Source organism: Pseudomonadota bacterium, from assembly GCA_039815145.1.
Taxonomy (GTDB): domain Bacteria; phylum Pseudomonadota; class Gammaproteobacteria; order Steroidobacterales; family JBCBZW01; genus JBCBZW01.
In genome coordinates this window covers 1-18,474 of record JBCBZW010000006.1, presented here as the reverse complement: position 1 = coordinate 18,474, position 18,474 = coordinate 1, and the positions used below count along the sequence as shown (strand labels likewise).

General features: G+C 66.9%; 6 protein-coding genes. 2 read left to right on the top strand and 4 right to left on the bottom strand.

From position 1 onward, the window contains the following. Nucleotides 1–238: 238 nt before the first annotated feature. Together AAF184_03105 and AAF184_03100 are read left to right on the top strand one after the other, a co-directional pair. Entirely contained in the window at nucleotides 239–1,666 is a 1,428-nt protein-coding gene (locus AAF184_03105; GenBank protein MEO0421297.1) for a Na+/H+ antiporter NhaC family protein, read from the top strand. Between the two features lie 198 nt (nucleotides 1,667–1,864). Next, on the top strand, nucleotides 1,865–5,203 hold the full coding sequence (locus AAF184_03100; protein MEO0421296.1) for a hypothetical protein: 3,339 nt from the start codon (nucleotides 1,865–1,867) through the stop codon (nucleotides 5,201–5,203). Between the two features lie 7 nt (nucleotides 5,204–5,210). Here AAF184_03100 and AAF184_03095 read toward each other — a convergent pair whose 3' ends face one another. From AAF184_03095 to AAF184_03080, 4 genes are all read right to left on the bottom strand, one after another. After that, nucleotides 5,211–6,578 carry an HlyD family type I secretion periplasmic adaptor subunit gene (locus AAF184_03095; GenBank protein MEO0421295.1) on the bottom strand — a complete coding sequence of 456 codons (1,368 nt, stop codon included), beginning with the start codon at nucleotides 6,576–6,578 and terminating at the stop codon, nucleotides 5,211–5,213. Between the two features lie 3 nt (nucleotides 6,579–6,581). Next, nucleotides 6,582–8,765, bottom strand: a complete 2,184-nt coding sequence (locus AAF184_03090) for a peptidase domain-containing ABC transporter (GenBank protein MEO0421294.1) — start codon at nucleotides 8,763–8,765, stop codon at nucleotides 6,582–6,584. Further along, nucleotides 8,762–10,501: an ATP-binding cassette domain-containing protein gene (locus AAF184_03085; protein ID MEO0421293.1), complete on the bottom strand. Its 1,740-nt coding sequence runs from the start codon at nucleotides 10,499–10,501 to the stop codon at nucleotides 8,762–8,764. Before AAF184_03085 ends, AAF184_03090 begins: the two co-directional genes overlap by 4 nt. Nucleotides 10,502–10,708: 207 nt before the next feature. After that, on the bottom strand, nucleotides 10,709–18,460 hold the full coding sequence (locus tag AAF184_03080) for a cadherin domain-containing protein (protein MEO0421292.1): 7,752 nt from the start codon (nucleotides 18,458–18,460) through the stop codon (nucleotides 10,709–10,711). Nucleotides 18,461–18,474 lie beyond the last annotated feature (14 nt).

Genomic DNA, 18,474 nt, shown 5'->3' with positions numbered 1-18,474 from the left:
CGGATTGTACGCATCTCGACGGACGCTGGCAGCAATCGCGTCGCTGCCGAACCGATGTGACATATCGTGCCCATTTCTGCCGTGTCCGCTCGACGCCGCGTCGGCGCGGGTACGGCCCCCACGAATGCAGACCAGCTCGGCGCGGGAAGGTGCCCGCGGCCGTGAGGCGCTCGCCCACGCCAGCCGGTAAGCTGAGCCACCTTTATCTGCCCGCGCCGACACGGAGGTTAGTGACGACATGTCCGCTCGACTGCAATTCCTTGGAGGCCCCGTGGGGGCGGCCGTTCCCATCATCGTGTTCGTCGTGTGGGCGGTCGCCATCTCCGTAGCCGGTGCGCCGAGCGAGCATGGCCTGATCTTCGGCATGTTGGTGGGGTTGGTGATCGGCATGTTCCTGTGCCGAGGCGCGTGGTCGGATTACGCGGACGAACTGTTCAAGGGCATGGCCAACCCCATCGCCACTGTGACGATCATGGCGTGGTTCTGGGCGGGGATGTTCGCCCAGCTCGTGCGCGCGGGCGGCCTGGTGGATGGCTTGGTGTGGTTGGGTGGGGTCTCGAACGCCACCGGCGGCACCTTCGTTGGCGCCACCTTCGTGCTCGCCGCTGTCTTCGCCTCGGCCGTGGGCACGGGTTACGGCACGGTGGTCGCCTTCTGCACGTTGATGTTTCCCACGGGCATCATCCTCGGCGCCGATCCCACCTGGCTGTTTGCCGCGATCCTCTCCGGCGCTGCCTTCGGCGACAATTTGGCGCCGGTGTCGGACACTACCGTGGTCTCGGCCACCACCCAGGGCACGGATATCCCCGGCGTGGTGCGCAATCGCTTCAAGTACTCTCTGATCGCGGCGGTGCCCGCGCTGTTGCTCTTCGTGTTGCTCGGGGGGGGCGATGGCAACGTCGATCGCGCGGCGGCAAACGCCCTCTTTGCCGAGTCTGCCTCGCCCAAGGGGCTGATTCTCCTGATCCCCTTTGCGCTGGTGATAGGGCTCGCCCTGCGTGGGACGCACATCATCATCACGCTCACCTGGGGGATTCTCAGCGCGATCGCCCTGCAGCTCGGGCTGGGTCTGGCGCCGGCGGAGGCGATTCTCTTCATCGACCCTGAGCGCGACTTGGTCGGTGGCGCGTTGGTGGACGGCATCACGGGCTACGTAGGCTTGTCGATTTTGATCCTGCTCATCGTGGCCGGCGCTCACCTAATGAAAATCGGTGGTGCGTTGGCCGCGATCGTCGATGGCCTCAAGCGTTTCGCGGGTGAATCGGTGGCGCGGGCGGAGACGGCCATCTGGGGCTTGGTGTTCTCCCTCAACTCGTTCATCACGATCAACACGGCGGCGGAGATCACGGCGGCGCCCGTCGTCTCCGAGCTGGGCGAGAAGTTTCAGCTTCACCCCTACCGCCGAGCGAATCTGCTGGACGCGGTGACCTCGGCAATCGGCTACATCTTTCCGTGGGGCGGCGGCATTCTGATCGGCTATCAGACGATTCGCAATCTCGAGCAGAGCTACGACTTCGTCCAAGCGGTGCCGCCGACGGAGGTGTGGGCCTACGTGCTCCACGGCTGGTTCCTCGCCGCCGTCATGTTGATCGCGGCGATGACCGGCTTCGGTCGCATCTACGTGGGTCCCAACGGCGAGCCCGTGAAGGCGCGCCCCGCCGTTTGAGACCGATCCGGGCGCTGTGAACGATCGTGATCGGCGAGGCCCTTCAGGGCCTCGTCGGGCGCGTGGAATCTCTCGCACTTTCAGCGGTCTACCGCCCGTGGGGCCAGCGTTCTACGCGATCCTCAGCGTGCACCGATCGGACGGTCGGACGTTGTGCGTACCAAGGTCATTACATCTTTTCCTAGGAGTCCTTCGAGAATGGCGAATCCGCTCAGAAAACCTCTCCTGACGGCGATCGCCCTGTACGTGACGCTGCTCGTGGGTGCGCTCGGCACGTCGAGCGTTTGCGCACAGGGCGGTGCCGGGGGGCGTGTGTCCCCGCAGATGATCTTCGATCGCCTCGATAGCAATGGTGATGGACAGCTCACGCGCCGCGAACTCGCCGGCCGCGAACGCCTGCTCTCCGCCTTTGATTACCTGGATGGCGATGGCGATGGCGTCATCAGCTACGAGGAGATGTCCGCGATCTCAGGTCGCGGCCGCGGCGCGCGCAACGGCGGCGGAGGCAGCAGCGGCGGAGGGCGCGGCCAACGCTCGGCGCCGCCGCCGGCGGAAACTGCGGTGGCGAGTGCGGTCGATCCGACCACGGCCAAGCCGGTGGCCTTGCCCGGCGAGCGCTACGGCACGGCGCGCCGCACGATTCAGGTGGGCAAGGGTCGCGACGCGGTGGATCTCAAGCTGACCTTCCCCCTGGGCGAGGGTCCGTTCCCGCTCATCCTCTTCTCCCCGTACCTCGCCGGCAGCGACGAGGCCTATCGACCCCACCACGATTTCCTCGCGGGTCAGGGCTACGTGGTGGCGGAGTTGCAGCATGAGGACTCCGTCGGGCGTCTGTCCGACGGCAATCGCGATGCGCTCAGCAACTGGCGCGAGCGACCGGAGGACTTCGCCTACGTCCTCGACAACCTGCAGGACATCGGGCGTCGTGAGCGCCGCCTGGACGGCAAGCTCGACCTCGAGGCCGTCGGGGTCAGCGGGCACCTCATCGGCGCCATGGGCGCATCGCTCATGGTGGGGGCGGTGCCGACCTCGGGCGAGCGTTACGCAGATCCGCGCGTCGCTGCCGCCCTGCTGATGGCGCCGCAGGGGCGCGGCGGCCTCATGGACGAGAACAGCTGGCAAGACATCGACCGGCCGATGATGGTCATCACCGGCACGGAACTGCCCTCGCGGCGCACGGGCAACCCGGCAAGCTGGCGCACGGAGCCCTTCCGCTTTGCGCAGCCACCGGATAAGTACCTGGTGTACGTCAACGGCATGGATGGTCGCTTCGGTGGTCTGTTCGACGAGGGCGGCAGCAGCAACGGTCGCTTCTCGGGCGTGGTCAATGCGGGGCTCGAGAGCTACGTGCTGCGTTCGGAGCTGTGGTTCTGGGATGCGCACCTGCGTGGCGATGCCGAGGCCCTGACTGCCCTTGCCAGCGAGCAGGTGGAGCGCGACAGCGCAGGGATTGCCGATGCCTCCACCCAGCCCGGCAGCCGCGTCGGCGATGCACCTCGAGTGGCAGGCGGCGCGGGCGGCGACTACGTGCCGGCGAGCGGCATCCTGCCCGTGCGCCACGAGCGCTTGACGCTCACCGATCGCGAGCGCCGTCGGGACGTCCCGGTCACCGTCTACGCGCCGAGCGCCAGCCCCCTCGGGGACGGCTGGCCCGTCGTCGTGTTCTCCCACGGCCTGGGGGAATCGCGCGACTCCTACGGCTACCTAGGAGACGCGTTGGCCTCGAACGGCTACGCGGTCATCTTCATGAACCATGAGGGCAGCGATGCCGCCGTTGCGCGGAACAACTTCCGTGGCCTCAACACGGTGGACAATGCGCAGCAGAAGGCGGCCGACACCCACTTCGTCATCGACCAGGTGGTGGCCGATGCCATCGAGTCGGAGCTGCTGCGCGGGCGCATGGACGCCGACCGCCTGGTCGCCGCTGGCCAGTGCGCAGGCTCCTCCATTGCCTCCGCGATGGGCGGACTGACGGCCAAGCTGCCGGGCAACGAGCGTTTCTCCAGCCGCGACGATCGCGTGGACGCGATCATGTTGCTGGGGCCCCAGGTGCCCTTGGGGTTGGCTCAGCCGTCGCGTGCCGGTAACGGCAAGGGGACGGACATGCTGCAGCCCGACTCCTGGTCCGGCATCGACCTGCCCCTGCTGGTGGTGGCCAGCGAGCGAGACTTCCTCTGGTACGACGGTGTGAAGCGCAATCCGGACGTCCGGATCACCGCCTACACCACGGCGGTATCGGACGAGAAATACCTGGTCGACCTCGCCGGCGGCGGCCACCACGCCTTCACGGACTCGACGCCCTGGTACCCAGCCGGCCCGCGCAATCCGCAGCACCACGCGCAGATCGAGCAATCGGTCATGGCCTTCCTCGACGCCTACGTCGGCGGCAACCAGGATGCCCTGGCCTGGCTTCAGGCCGAGCGCCTGGAAAGCGCGGGAGTACGGCAAGAGCACGTGACCACGCGCGGGCCTACGGTCGCGGTCGCCGCAGCGCAGGCGCCAACGCCCTTGCCCGCAGTGGAACGCGATGCACCTGCCCCTACGGCCGCGCCCTGGAACGGCTCGGACTACTACAAGCTCGCTCCCGGCCCCTACGCCTTCGATGTGGTGCGCCGGGTCGACCTCGACGACCGTGCTCGCAACAAGCAGCTGCAGGTGCGTGTGACCTACCCGCGCGCCGCACCGGCGCCGCGTCCCCTGATCGTATTCGCCCACGGCGCCTGGGCGTCGAACGAGAACTACCAGCCGTTGGTGGAGCACTGGGCGAGCCATGGCTACGTGGTGCTGCAGGCGAACCATCGCGACTCCGCCGCCTTGGGCACGACCCAACGCGACACCTCGGTGTTTCGCGATTGGCGTGATCGTCCGGAGGACGTGCACCTCATGCTCGACTCCCTAGATGCCATCGAGGGCGCAGCGCCGGCTCTGAAGGGTCTGATCGATCGGTCGCGGATCGGCGTCGGCGGGCACTCCTACGGCGCGCACACGGCGCAGCTGGTGGCCGGCACGAAGATCCTCGATGTGCGCACCCAGCGCCCCGTCAACCTCGGCGACGAACGGGTGGACGCGGCCCTGCTGATGTCACCCCAGGGTCGGGGGCAGCTCCTGGATGAGCGCGCCTGGGACACCTTGCAGGTGCCGATGATGGTGATGACGGGGTCCAACGACCCCGGCCGCGGCGGCGATGGCGTGAGCTGGCGGATCGATCCCTTCGTCTACGCGGGCACCGATCAGAAGCATTTGCTGTTCATCGACGGCGCCTACCACGACTTCGGCGGTGCCACCGGCGGCACCATGTCCGGTTCGCGGGCCCATCCCGATGCGGACATCGTGCGCTACACCCTGAGCGCGAGCATCGCCTTTTGGGATGCTTACCTGCTGGATTCGGCCGAGGCCTTGGGCTATCTCGAGTCGGGGGCCATGGAGCAGGCGTCCAGGGGCCGTGTGACCCTGACCCAGAGCCGGGCGGACGGTGAGCGTATCGCCTCCCAGCACAACACGCGGCCGGGTCGCGGCCGCGGTCGCACGCGGCCGTAGGGCTCTATCAGCGTTCCTTCAGGGCTCCGCTGAAACCGCGGTAGACGGGTTTCAGGAGGTAGTCGAGGATGCTCTTACGGCCGGTGATGATATCGGCCTGCACCAGCATGCCCGGCACCAGCTGGTGCTTGGCGGGATCGTTGCCAAGGTAGAGGTGCTGTAGCTCGATGTGAGCTTCGTAGTAGGGCTGGCGTTCCTCGTTGAGCTGGGTCGACGGGGAGACCTGGGTCAGCTCGCCGACCAGGGTGCCGTAGCGCTGGGGCTCGAAGCTGCTCACCTTCACGTCCACGGATTGGCCCACCACCAGGTGGCCGATGTCGTCCGGCGACACCCGGGCATGGACCAACATGCGGCCCTCGCCGGGCACGATCTGAAGCACGGTCTGACCAGGCTGAATGACCGCTCCCGGACCGCTCACGGCGAGGGCTTGCACCACGCCATCCACGGTCGCGCGCAGGTCCAGGCGCTCCGTGCGATCGCGCAGGGCCGCGAGGCGCGCCTGCACCTCATCGAGGTTCGCCTTGACCTCCTCGCGTTCGAGGTTCCAGCCCTCGCGCCGGCGGCTGCGCAGCTCCTGCTCGCGTTGCTCGCTGGCCTCGATCTGGCGCTGCAGCGATCCCCACTCGCCCTGGGCCTGGTGCAGATCGCCCTGGGTGCGCAGGGCGGTCAAGCGCACGTTGGTCACGTCCGCCGCGGCCACCAACTGGCGAGCTAATAAGACCTCTTGGCGCTCCTGTTCGCCGCGCACGAGGGCGACCTCGCGCATCAGCGCGTCGACGCGGGCGGCCCTCGCCGCGCGCTCCTCGAGTAGGCGACCGCGCTCGGCGCGGATCAGCTGCAGCTGGGCGAGACCGCTGCTGCGCTGGGTGGTGAACACCTCGCGTTGGAGCGCGATCATCTCCGCGGTGTAGGGTGCCTGGAGCCCATCGTAGTCCGGCTCTTCACCGGCGAGGAGGGCATCGAGACGACGCATGCGCAGGTCCAGGGACGCGCGCCGGGTCGCCAGCTGGGCGAGTTCGCTGCGCGCTCCCGCATCGGCGATCTGCAGGAGCACATCACCGGCCTGCACGCGGGCGCCGTTGTTCACCTGGAGCTCGGCGACGATGCCGCCCTCGAGGTGCTGGATCGATTGCACCAGACCCGCCGGCACGACTTCGCCGGAGGTCCGGGCGATCTCGTTCACCTCGGTGAAGGCAGACCACACGATCAACCCGATCAGCAGCACCGTCGTGAGCAGGATGCCCTGGCTGATCAAGCTGGTGTTGTCGCGCTCCTCGAGGGAGAGGGCTTGCACCAGGTAGCGGGCCCGGGCACGCGGCATGCCGGCGTGCTGGCGCCCCTGACGGGTGACGATGCTGTTGACGGGCGTGGCCATCGCTTACGCCTGACCCGGTCTTGAGATGGAACTGATCATACCGTTCTCGAGATCGATGACCTTGTCCGCCAACGCGACGTGACTGGTGCGGTTGGAGACCATCACCACGGTCATCTTCCCCCTTAGCTTTCGAAATTGTTCGGTCAACTGGCGATCGCGCACGCGGTCCACGCCGGCGGTGGGCTCATCGAGCAGGAGGATCGGCGATGGGCGCAGGAGCGTGCGCGCGAGGCACATGCCGCGGATCAGCCCATTGGGCAGGGCGCGGGTGGTGTGGTCACCGATGCGAACTTCTAATCCGCCGGGCAGCGCCAGCACGTCCTCCAGCACGCCGGCGGCCTCGCAGGCAGCGCGCAGGTCTTCCTCCGTGGCGAGGATGTTCTTCAGGCGCAGGTTCTGCGCGAGGGTGCCGTGGAACAGGCGCGGGTGCTGGGGCATGTAGGCGATCAGGCGGCGAAGCTCGTCCGTGTTGAACTGGCGCGTGTCCACGCCGTCGATGCTCACGGTGCCGCTGGGCACGGCGTAGAGGCCACCGATGAGCTTCAAGATCGTCGACTTGCCGCTGCTGTTCTGGCCGCGAAGGATCACGAACTCCCCAGGCTCGATCGTGAAGCTCACGCCGATCAGGGCGGGGTCGGCCTCACGGCTGTAGCGGAAGCTCACACGGTCGAAGCGGATCGCGCCCTGACAGTCTTCCTTGATCATCACCGAGCGGCCGCGGTGACGCTCGGGCTTCAGGCGCATCAGCTGATTGATGCCCTGCACGCCCATGAGGATCTGCTCGAAGCGCACGTAGGTCATGCACAGGGCTTGGAGCGGACCGAGCACTCGCCACAGCAGGGCGAGGATGGCGATCAACGCGCCCACGGTGATGGTGCCCTCGATCACCTGGCTGGCGCCGACGGCGATGACCACCGTGCCAGCCAGCTTGGTCATCGCGGTGGTGACCGCCTGCAGGCTGGCTTGCTCGTCCGCCGTGCGCAGGTGGGCCATGGCGGTATCGGCGGACGTTTCGCGGAAGCGCTCATGCCAGATCGCCTCGGCGCCGAGGGACTTCAGCTCGCGCAGGCCGTTCAGCGTCTCCATGAGCGATTGCTCGCGGTTGGTCTTCGCCGCCCCCGCGTGGCGGGTGAGTTCGCGTACGCGCGGCAGGGCCGCGCCGGTCACCAGGGCGAAGGCGAGGGCCGTGAGCAGGGGAATGGCGGCGAGCCAGCCGCCGAGAATGCCGATCACGATGACGAAGATCAGCACGAAGGGCGACTCGAGCACCAGGTTGGCCGTCGGCCCCGAGAAGAACTCTCGTACGGAGTCGAACTGGCGCAGGCGCGAAAGCTGCGAGGTGATCGTCGAGCGCTCCGTCATGATCGGCGGCAGAGACAGGATCTGGCGCACCGTCTCGGTGCCGATCAGGTAGTCGATGCGACTGCCCGTGATCCCCAACATCTTCGCCCGTAGGTAGCGCAGGCCGAACTCCACGGCGAGCACGAAGGTGATGCCGAGCACGAAGGCCGGCACCGCGGTCACATCGCGCGTGCCGATGAGGCGGTCGTACACCAGCATGATGTAGATGGGCACGGCCAGGGCGATCAGGTTCAGCAGCAAGGTGGTGCCGAGCAGGTGCTTGATCAGGCCCTGGAAGCGTCGCAGAAGCATGCCGAACCAGTCCTCGTCCGGCCGCTCGGGCACCACTGCGTGGGTCACGTGCGTGTCCGTGAAGAGGTAGGCCGTGCCTTTCAGCGGCGCGTCGAGGAGCACCTCGCCTCGGGTCTGCGAGCAGAAGGCGCGCACGCCGAGTTCGGTCCGTTCCTTGAGCACGTAGAGATGGCCGCCCTGGGTGGAGTAGAGGCAGGGCAGCATGTCCGGCGGCACGCTGTGCGTGTCGATATCGAGGGGATCGCTGCGGTAGCCGAGCTCCACCAGCATGTTGCGCAGGGTGACCAGGTCGACCGTGTCGGAGAAGTGCGGTAGCGCCTCGAGGATGTCGCGATCGCAGGTCACCCAGCCCAGGGAGTGCAGCAGGGGCAGGAGGCAACCTGCGTAAGGCGAGATTTCGCCGAGCCGCTCGTAGTCGCCGGCGCGAATGGCGTCGGCGATCTTCTCGCTGAGCGGCTTGTAGGGCGCGCGCGCTGCGGGCTGCTCCTTAGCCGGGGCCTGCCCCACGTTCAAGTTACCTGCAGCCGCGCTCATGCCGACTCACTCCCGAGCGCTTCGTCCGGTGACGTGCCGGCCGGTGCCGGTTCGCCCCCCAGCAGCTCTGCCGGCACGGCGCCGCCGAAGCCGTCGCTCTCGTAGAGCTTGCCGTTGGCCAGGGTCAGCTGGCGGTCACAGCGCATCAGCACATAGGAGCGGTTCGACACGATGATCAGCGTGGCGCCCTCATCGCGCAGGCGGAACAGCATCTCCACCGCCTGCAGTTGTGCCTCTGCGTCGAGGCCCGAGTCGGCGTCATCGAAGAGGATCAGCTTTGGTCGGCCGATCAGGGCTCGCACCATGACCAGCCGTTGGCGCAAGCCATCGGGCAGCGTGCCCTGGGCGCCGCTGTGGTATTGGGTTTCCAGGCCGTCCGGGAGCCGGGTGATGAACTCGTCCAAACCGATCATGCGGGCCAACTGGAGGGCTTCGCTGATGGCCTCGCCTTCGCGGAAGAGCGTCATGTTCTCGAGCAGGGTGCCGTTGAACAGGATGCCGTTCTGGGGCACCAGGCCGATCTGACTGCGCAGGTTCGATTTCTCCAGCGAATCGAGGTTCTGGCCGTCGAAGAGAATCTCGCCGCTGTCGCGGTGGGTGAAGCCCATCATCAGGTCGAGGAGGGTGCTCTTGCCGGTGCCGCTCTCGCCGGAGATGGCGATGGCCTCGCCGGGCGCCACCTCGAGGTTGACGCCGTCGATGAGGTTGCCGTCCATCCAGGGGTGCTTGAAGCTCACCTCGCGCAGGCTCACGCCGCCGCGCATCTTCAGCGGTTGCTTGCCGTTCAAGCCCTCCATGGGCAGGGCCATGAACTTCTCCAGCTTCTCGCGGGCGAGCTCGATGCTCTGGCGCTGGGTCCAGAAGCTCATGGCGCCGAGGGCCGGTTGCAGCACGCGGCCGGCGAGCATCGTGCTGGCGGCGAGGGCGCCGACGCTGATCTCACCGTTGATCGCCGACACGCTACCCACGGAGACGAACAGCACCATGACCGCCTGGGAGAAGGTGGCGCCGATGCCCGTGACCATGCTGTTGGTGGTGGTGAGCGTGTACACGGCTTGTGCAGCGGAGCCCTGCAGGCGCTCGTAGCGGCGTTGGATCTGCTTCTCCATCGTGCTCGCCTTCACCGTGTGAATGCTCTGCAGCACTTCGATGAGGAAGTTGCGGCGTCGCTCGAGCTGGGTGTCCTGCTCGGTGATGGCGGCCTGCAGGCGGCGGCCGGCGATGATGGACACGAGGGTGAAGATCGTGACGATGGCCACGGGGATCAACACCAGGGAGCCGGCGAAGGTCCAGATGAGGCCCAGGAAGAGCAGGCCAAAGGGCATGTCCACCATCGTCAGCATCGTGTTGCCGTGGTAGAAGTCGCGGGTCTGGCTGATGGCGTCGAACTGGTCGAGGTAGCTGCCCTTGGCGTGGGCCTCGAAGGCCACGAGCTCCATGCCGAGGAGGCGATCGATCGCCCGCATCATCGCGGCGTGCTCGTAGCGCGCACCTTGTAAATTCAGTAGCTTCGAGCGGGCGATGCGCAGGCCCGTCTCCACCGCCGTGATGACGACCAGGGCGGAGGTCAGCAGCGCCAGGGTCTCCACCGCCTGCTGGGGGATGATGCGATCGTAGAGCTGGAGCACCACCAAGGGCATGGCAAGGGCGAGGAGGTTGAGGCAGACGGACGCGGCGAGCACGTCGGCGCGCCGCCAGGCCTTGGTGGCCGAGCCGGTCAACGACGGACTGCTCAAACTCGCTGCCTTCCCCATCTTCTCCCGCCGCCGTCCTGTGATTTGCCCACACCAAGGCATGCGGCTCGGACCGCACCTTATGGCTTGTGCCAATAGACGGCGCGAATCAGCAGGACTTGAGTTAAATCGCTGGGGCGAGGCCTGGCGTGTGCGCCAGGTCACAGGTCGCGCAGGGTGCCCTCTCTGGGGGGCACCCGCCAGGTTGCGCTACCAGAAGATGTTGTCGAGGCGTTCGAACTCCAGCTGGCTGCCGTCGTCGTAGGTGATGGTGCCGCTCGAGTCAGGGTCGAGGTCGACGGTGCCGGCGTCTAGATCGTAGCTCACCGTCTCGCCGTCCACTTCGATGGTCCACGGGGTGTCGTCGGCGCCCGCCGGGACCTCCAGCTCCACCGAGTCCCAGCCGGTACCACCGTCGAAGCTGTTCACGCCCGTATCCATGGCGAAGAACTGGTAGAGGTCATCGCCGTCGCCGCCGTTGACCGTGTCATCGCCCGCGGTGCCGGTGAAGGTCTGGTCGGCGTCGGTCTCGGCGCTGCCGAACTGGATGCGGTTGACGCCGTCGAAGTTCAGCTGTGCGCCGTTCTCGAAGGTGACCGTGCCCGCCGTGTCCTGGTCGAGCTCGATCACGCCGTCGCTCAAGGAGTAGGCGACCTCCTGCCCGTCGACGGTGACCGTGAAGGGCTGATCGGTCGCGTCCGGTGCGATCTCCAGGTGCACGATGTCGTTGTCGCCGGCACCGCCGCTGAAGGTGTCCGTGCCGTCATCGGCACTGAAGACGAACACGTCCGAGCCGTCGCCACCTTCGGCGGTGTCGTCGCCGCGGCCGCCGTGGAGGATGTCGTCGCCGGTGCCGCCGTAGAGCTGATCGTTGCCACCGTCGCCCACCAGCAGGTCATCGCCGGCATCGCCGTGCAGTACGTCGCTGCCATCGCCGCCGAGGAGCGTGTCGTTGCCATCGCCGCCGTAGAGCGTGTCGTTCTGCTGTTGGCCGGCGAGGTAGTCGTCGCCGCCTTCGCCGCGCAGGGTGTCGTTGCCGATGTCGCCTTCCACCCGATCGTTGCCGCCGCCCGCGCTGACGTCGTCGCCGCCACCGCCGGTGACGATGTGTTCCGCGGCGTCCGTGCCCGTGACCGTACCGCTGCCGGCGATATCCGCGTCGGTGCCGAAAGCGTTCTCGTCGGGGATCGTGTAAGGATCGGCGATGTCTGCTTCGAGGGTCAGCTCGACCTGCGCGGTGTCCTCGCCGCCGCGTCCGTCGCTCACGCGCACGGTCAGGGTTTGCTGGGCTTCGCGCGGGTCGCCGTCGCGGACCGTGTCGGCGTCATCGTTGAGGAAGACTTCGCCGGTGCTGGCATCGATGCGGTAGTGGCCATCGTCGTTGCCGGAGACGATCTCGTAGGTGAGCGAATCGCCGTCCACGTCGAAGGCGCTCACCTGGCCGACGATGCTGCCGGCCGCGGCATCGCCCGCCACATCGAACTGGTAGCTCGTGTCATCGCCGATCTCCGCCACCTCGTGGTGGCGGAACTCAATCTGCTTCACGGCGAAGTCGGAGAAGGCGTAGCGCGTGCCCTGGATCACCAGCTGACTGATCGCTTCGCCTGCGTCGATCTCATAGGCGTACTCGTGGGCGCCCACGTTGGTGCCGTTCTGATCGATGGCCAGGGGACCTCGGGCGACTTCGTTACCATCGCTGTCGAGGGCGATCCACTCACCTTCCTCGTGCAGGCCGGCGCCGCCCTCGTTGGCGTACTGGCGCGAGGTGGTGAGGGTGATGTTCGAGGCATAGCCCTCGAAGTCCAGGATGAGCGACTCGCTGGTGTCGATCTGAGAGCTGATGGCGCCACCGTCCACGCCGACGCCGGTGCTCGAGGCGTGAACCACGCCGTCGCTGCCGTCGGCGGCGATCGCCCGCACGGTCACCAGGCCGCCTTCGAGCGAGCCGACGCCGTCGCCGTTCACTACCGTAGAGGACATCGCCAGGGAGTGGTCGGAGACGCCCGCCGGCGTGCTCGTGAGCACCGGCGCGGTGCTGTCCCACTGCACGTCGACGCTGAAGGTCTGCACGGAGCTGCTGCCGTCCGTGGAGGTGGCCGTCACCTCGAGGTCTACGCTGTCGCCGCCGAGGGCTGCCAAAGCGTCCTCATCGCCCACGGTGATCTCACCCGTGTTCTCGTCGATGACGAAGGCACCACCGTGATCGTCGTTGAGGGCGTAGGTGACCGAGTCGCCGGCGTCTGCATCGACACTGCTCGCCGTTACGCCCACCGTGTCGCCCGCGTTGGCCGTGTCGAACACCTGGTTGGCGCCGGCATCAGCGTCGCTGACGGCGCTGGCATCGAACTCGTCCACGTCCACCACATCGATGTCGTAGGTCTCAGTGGAGGTGGAGCCATCCTCGGAGGTGGCCGTGACCTCGATCTGCATGGATGTGGCGTTCTCCGCGTCGATCGCGTTGGGGTCGGCCACCGTGACCTCGCCCGTCTCCGGGTCGATGGCGAAGGCATCGTTCGGATTTTGCGTGAGCGAGTAGGTGACGTCGCTGTTGCTGCCGTCGTCGTCGCTGGCAAAGGCCGTGATGCCCACGCTGTCGCCCGCGCTCACATCCTCGCTGATGCTGTTGGCCGCGGCGTCGGTATCGCTGATCGGGGTGACCGAGAACTCGTTCTCGTCGGTGACGTTCACCGTGTACCAGCGCGAGCTGCGCGAGCCGTCGTCGGACTCCGCGCGCACCGCGATCCGCATCGTGTTGTCGCCCTCGAAGTTCAGAGCGGAGGGGTCGGCGACGGTCACCTCACCGGTCACCGGATCGATGGCGAAGGCGTCGTCCTGGTTGTGGGTGAGCGAGTACGTCACGTTATCCGTGCCGTCACCGTCGCTGGCGAAAGCCTGGATACCCACCGAGGCGCCGACGGCGGCGGTCTCACTGACCTCGTTGGAGCCGCCGTCGACGTCGGAGATGCTGCCGATGTTGAACTCGTCGTGGTCGCCGATCTCGATGTCGAAGGTCTGGGCCGAGGTGGAGCCGTCGGTGGAGGTGGCGGTCACCTCGATCTGCATGCTCGACGCGGTCTCATGGTCGATGGCGCTGCTGTCGGCCAGGGTGACCTCACCGGTGACCGGATCGATGGCGAAGGCATCGCTGGGGTTCTGCGTCAACGAGTAGGTGACGTCGCTGTTCGAGCCGTCGGCGTCGAAGGCGAAGGCGGTCACCCCCACGTAGGCCCCGTTCTCCGCGTTCTCGCCGACGAGGTTGTCGCTGCCGTCGATGTCGCTGACCGCGGTGACGTCGAACTCGTCGTGGTCGCCGATGGAGATGCGGAAGGTGCGGCTGCTGGTGGTGCCGTCCTCGGAGGTGGCTTGCACCTCGATGCGCATGGTGTCGCGATTCTCGAAGTCGAGCGCGCTGGGATCGGCCACCGTCACCACGCCGGAGTCCGCGTCGATGGCGAACGCGCCGCCGGCGTCGCTCAGCAGCTCGTAGCTAACGTCGCTGTTGGTGCCGTCCTCGTCGACGGCGAACACCGTGAGGCCGACCTGATCGCCAGCGCCCGCGTTCTCGCTCACGAGGTTGTCGGCGCCGTTGGTGTCACTGAGGCCACTCACGTGGAACTCGTCGTGATCACCGAGGGTGATGTCGAAGGTCTGGGTGCTGGAGGAGCCGTCGGCGGAGGTGGCCGTGACTTCGATCTGCACCGTCTCGCCCGCCTCGTAGTCGAGGGCGTCCGAGTCGGCGACGGTCACCACGCCGCTGTCGGCGTCGATGGCGAAGGCGCTGCCGGGGTTCTCCGAGAGCGAGTAGGTGATGCTCGAGTTGGAGCCGTCCGCATCGCTGGCCGAAGCGGTGATGCCCACGCGCAGGCCGTCGGGTGCGTTCTCGAGGATGGTCGGGTTGCTGGCGTCGCTGTCCGTGATCGGCCCCACGTCGAACTCGTCGTGGTCGGTCACCGCCACGGAGAAACTCTGGGTGGTGCTGGTGCCATCGTCGGAGGTGGCCGTGACCTCGATGCGCATGGAGGCGTCTGCCTCGTAGTCGATGGCGCTCGGATCCGCCACGGTGACCACGCCCGAGGACGGGTCGATGGCGAAGGCGCCGCCCGCATCGTCCGCCAGGGAGTAGGTCACGCCGTTGTTGGACCCGTCATCGTCCGTGGCGAAGGCCGTGATCCCCACCGTGTCGCCCACGGAGGCCTGCTCGGACACGGTGTTGGCGTCCGTGTCCGTATCGCTGACGGGCTTGATGGCGAACTCGTCGTGGTCCGCGATGGTGATGTCGAAGGTCTGGGTGGACGTCGAACCGTCAGTCGAGGTGGCCGTGACCTCGATCTGAATCGTCGACGCGGTCTCGTAGTCGATAGCACTCGAGTCGGACACGGAGACGACGCCCGTGGTGGCATCGATGGCGAAGGCATCGCCCGGGTTGCCACTCAGCGAGTAGCTCACGCTGTCCGCCGAATCCGCATCGTCGGCGAAGGCAGCGATGCCCACGGTGACGCCTTCCCCGGCGTGTTCGGACACGATGTTGGCGTCGCCGTCGGTGTCGCTGATGGCGGAGACATCGTGGTCGTCCACCACGCCGCCACCCCCGCCGCCACCACCACCACCCCCGCCGCCGTGGGCGGGATCGACGACGTCGATGTCGAACAGCTGGGTCGTGCTCGAGCCATCCTGCGACGTCGCCGTGACTTCGATCTGGGCGGTGCCGTGGGCGAGGGCGCTCGGGTCGGCGACGGTGACGATGCCGCTGGTGCCGTCGACGGTGAAGGCGCCGCCGGCATCATCGCTCAGCGTGTAGGTGACGTCGCTGTTGGTGCCGTCGGCGTCGTCGGCCTGGGCCGTCACGGCGATCGTGTCGCCGGCGCTGGCGGTGGTGCTGACCGTGTTGGCGCCGCCGTCATCGTCGGTGATGCGCGAGACGTGGAACTCGTCGTGATCGGTGATGGCGATGTCGAAGGTCTGCACCGACGAGGAGCCATCGGCGGAGGTCGCCGTGACCTCGATCTGCATGCTGGTGCTGCTCTCGAAGTCGAGGGCGCTCGAGTCGGCGACGGTCACGACGCCGTTTGACGCACCGATGGCGAAGGCGTCACCAGGGTTCGAGGTCAACGTGTAGGTGACGTCGCTGTTGGACCCGTCCGCATCGTCAGCGAAGGCGGTCACGCCCACGCGGGTGCCCTCGATGGCGTGTTCGGACACGGTGTTGGCGGCGCCGTCGGCGTCGCTCACAGCCGTGATGTCGAACTCGTCGATGTCGGTCACGGAGATATCGAAGCTCTCGGTGGTGCTGGAACCGTCCTCGGAGGTCGCGCGCACTTCGATGCGCATGGAGCGCGAGGACTCGAAGTTGAGGCCGTTCGGATCCGCGACCGTGACCACGCCCGAGCTCGGGTCGATGGCGAAGGCGCTGTTCGGGTTGGAGATGAGCTCGTAGCTCACATCATCGTTGCTGGCATCCGCATCGTCCGCGAATACCGTGACGCCCACGAGATCACCGGTGGACGCGTTCTCAGCGATGCTGTTCGCCGTGGCATCCGTGTCACTCGGCATGGTGACGTGGAACTCGTTGTGGTCGCCGATGGCGATGTCGTACTCCTGGGTGCTGACGGAGCCGTCCTCGGACGTCGCCGTCACCTCGATGCGCAGGGTCTGGGCGCTCTCGAAATCCAGCTGACTCGCGTCGGCGACGGTCACCTCACCCGTCTCCGCGTCGATGGCGAAGGTGCCGTTGGCATCGTCGCTCAGGGAGAAGGTGACCTCACTGGTGGTGGCGTCGTCATCGGCGGCCGAGGCGGTCAGGCCGACGTAGACACCGTCGACGGCGTTCTCCTTCACGGTGTTCGCCGCGTCGTCCGTGTCGCTGATCGCGCTCACGTCGAACTCATCGAAATCGTTGATCTCGATGGTGAAGCGCTGGGACGAGGTGGAGCCGTCCTCGGAGGTGGCGGTGACCTCGATGCGCATGCTCTCGTCCGCCTCGAAGTCGATCGCGCTCGGATCGGCGACGGTGACCACGCCAGAGTCGGCGTCGATGGCGAAGGCGTCGTTCGGGTTGTCGGTGAGCGTGTACGTGACGTCGTCGTTGCTGCCGTCACCGTCGCTGGCGAAGGCCGTCACGCCCACGGTATCGCCGGCGGAGACGTTCTCGCTGATGCTGTTCGCCGTCGCGTCCGTGTCGGTCACGGGCGTGACATCGAACTCGTTGATGTCGGTGACGGTGACCGTGTACTGCGTGGATGTGCTGGAGCCATCCTCCGAGGTGGCGGTGATCTCGATCTGAATCTCGGGCGAGGCCTCGAAGTCGATCGCGTCGGCGTCGTCGATTCTCACGGTGCCGTTGCTATCGATGCGGAAGGCGCCCCCGGGGTTCTCGGTCAGCTCGTAGGTCACCCCGTTGTTGGTGCCGTCCTGATCCTCGGCGGTGACCCGGAAGACGCTATCGCCGTCCGGATCCTCCTCGCTGACCGTACGGCTGGAGCCCCACACATCGCTCAGGGCGGAGATGTCGAACTCGTTGTGGTCGGTGATGGCGATGTCGAAGGTCTGGGAGGAGGTGGAGCCGTCGTCGGAGGTGGCGAGCACCTCGATCTGCATGGTCTGGGCGGTCTCGAAGTCGAGGCCCGATGGGTCGGCGACGGTGACCACGCCCGAGTCCGCGTCGATGGCGAAGGCATCGTTCGGATTGTTGGCGAGGGAGTACTGGACACCGTTGGTGGTGCCGTCGTCGTCGCTGGCGAAGGCGGTCACGCCGACCGTGTCGCCGACTGACGCGTTCTCCGAGACTGTGTTAGCCGTTGCGTTCGTATCGCTGACGGCGCTCACGTCGAACTCGTCATCGTCGGTGATGGCGATGTCGAAGGTCTGGGTGGCCGTGGAGCCGTCGTCGGAGGTGGCCGTCACCTCGATCTGCATGCTCTGGGCCGTCTCGAAGTCGAGCGCGGACGGGTCGGCCACCGTGACCACACCGCTATCAGCATCGATAGCAAAGGCATCGCCTGGGTTGGCGGACAGGCTGTACTGGACGTCGTCGGTGCCGTCGCCATCGCTGGCGAAGGCGGTCACGCCGACGGTGTCGCCGGCCGAGGCGGTTTCGATGACTGTGTTGGCGCCCCCATCCGTGTCGCTGACAGCGGAGATGTCGAACTCGTCGTGATCGGTGATCGCGATGTCGAAGGTCTGGGTCGAGGTGGAACCGTCATCGGACGTTGCCGTCACTTCGATCTGCATGGATTGGGCTGACTCGAAGTCGAGGCCCGACGGGTCGGCGACCGTCACCACGCCCGAATCGGCGTCGATGGCGAATGCGGCGTTGGGGTTGGTGCTCAGGGAGTACTCGACGCCGTTGTTGGTGCCATCGGCATCGCTCGCGAAGGCGGTGACACCCACCGTGTCCCCCGCAGAGGCATTCTCCGCGATGGTGTTTGCGCTGCCATCGGTATCACTGACGGCGGAGACGTCGAATTCGTCATCGTCGGTGATGGCGATGTCGAAGGTCTGGGAGGAGGTAGAGCCGTCCTCGGAGGATGCTGTCACCTCGATCTGCATCGACTGGGCGGACTCGAAGTCAAGGCCGCTCGGGTCTGCCACCGTGACCACGCCGGTGTCGGCGTCGATGGTGAATGCGTCGTTGGGGTTGGCGCTCAAGGAGTACTCGACGCCGTTGGTGGCACCGTCGTCATCGCTGGCGAAGGCGGTCACGCCCACGGTGTCGCCGATGGCGGCGCCTTCGTTGATCGTGTTCGCATCGCCGTTGGTGTCGCTGACCGCCGAGACGTCGAATTCGTCGTGATCGGTGATGGCGATATCGAAGGTCTGGGCGGAGGTCGAACCGTCCTCGGAGGTGGCGGTGACCTCGATCTGCATGGTCTGGGCCGACTCGAAGTCGAGGCCACTCGGGTCCGCGACCGTGACCACGCCGCTATCGGCATCGATGGCGAAGGCGTCGTTGGGGTTGGCACTCAAGGAGTACTCGACGT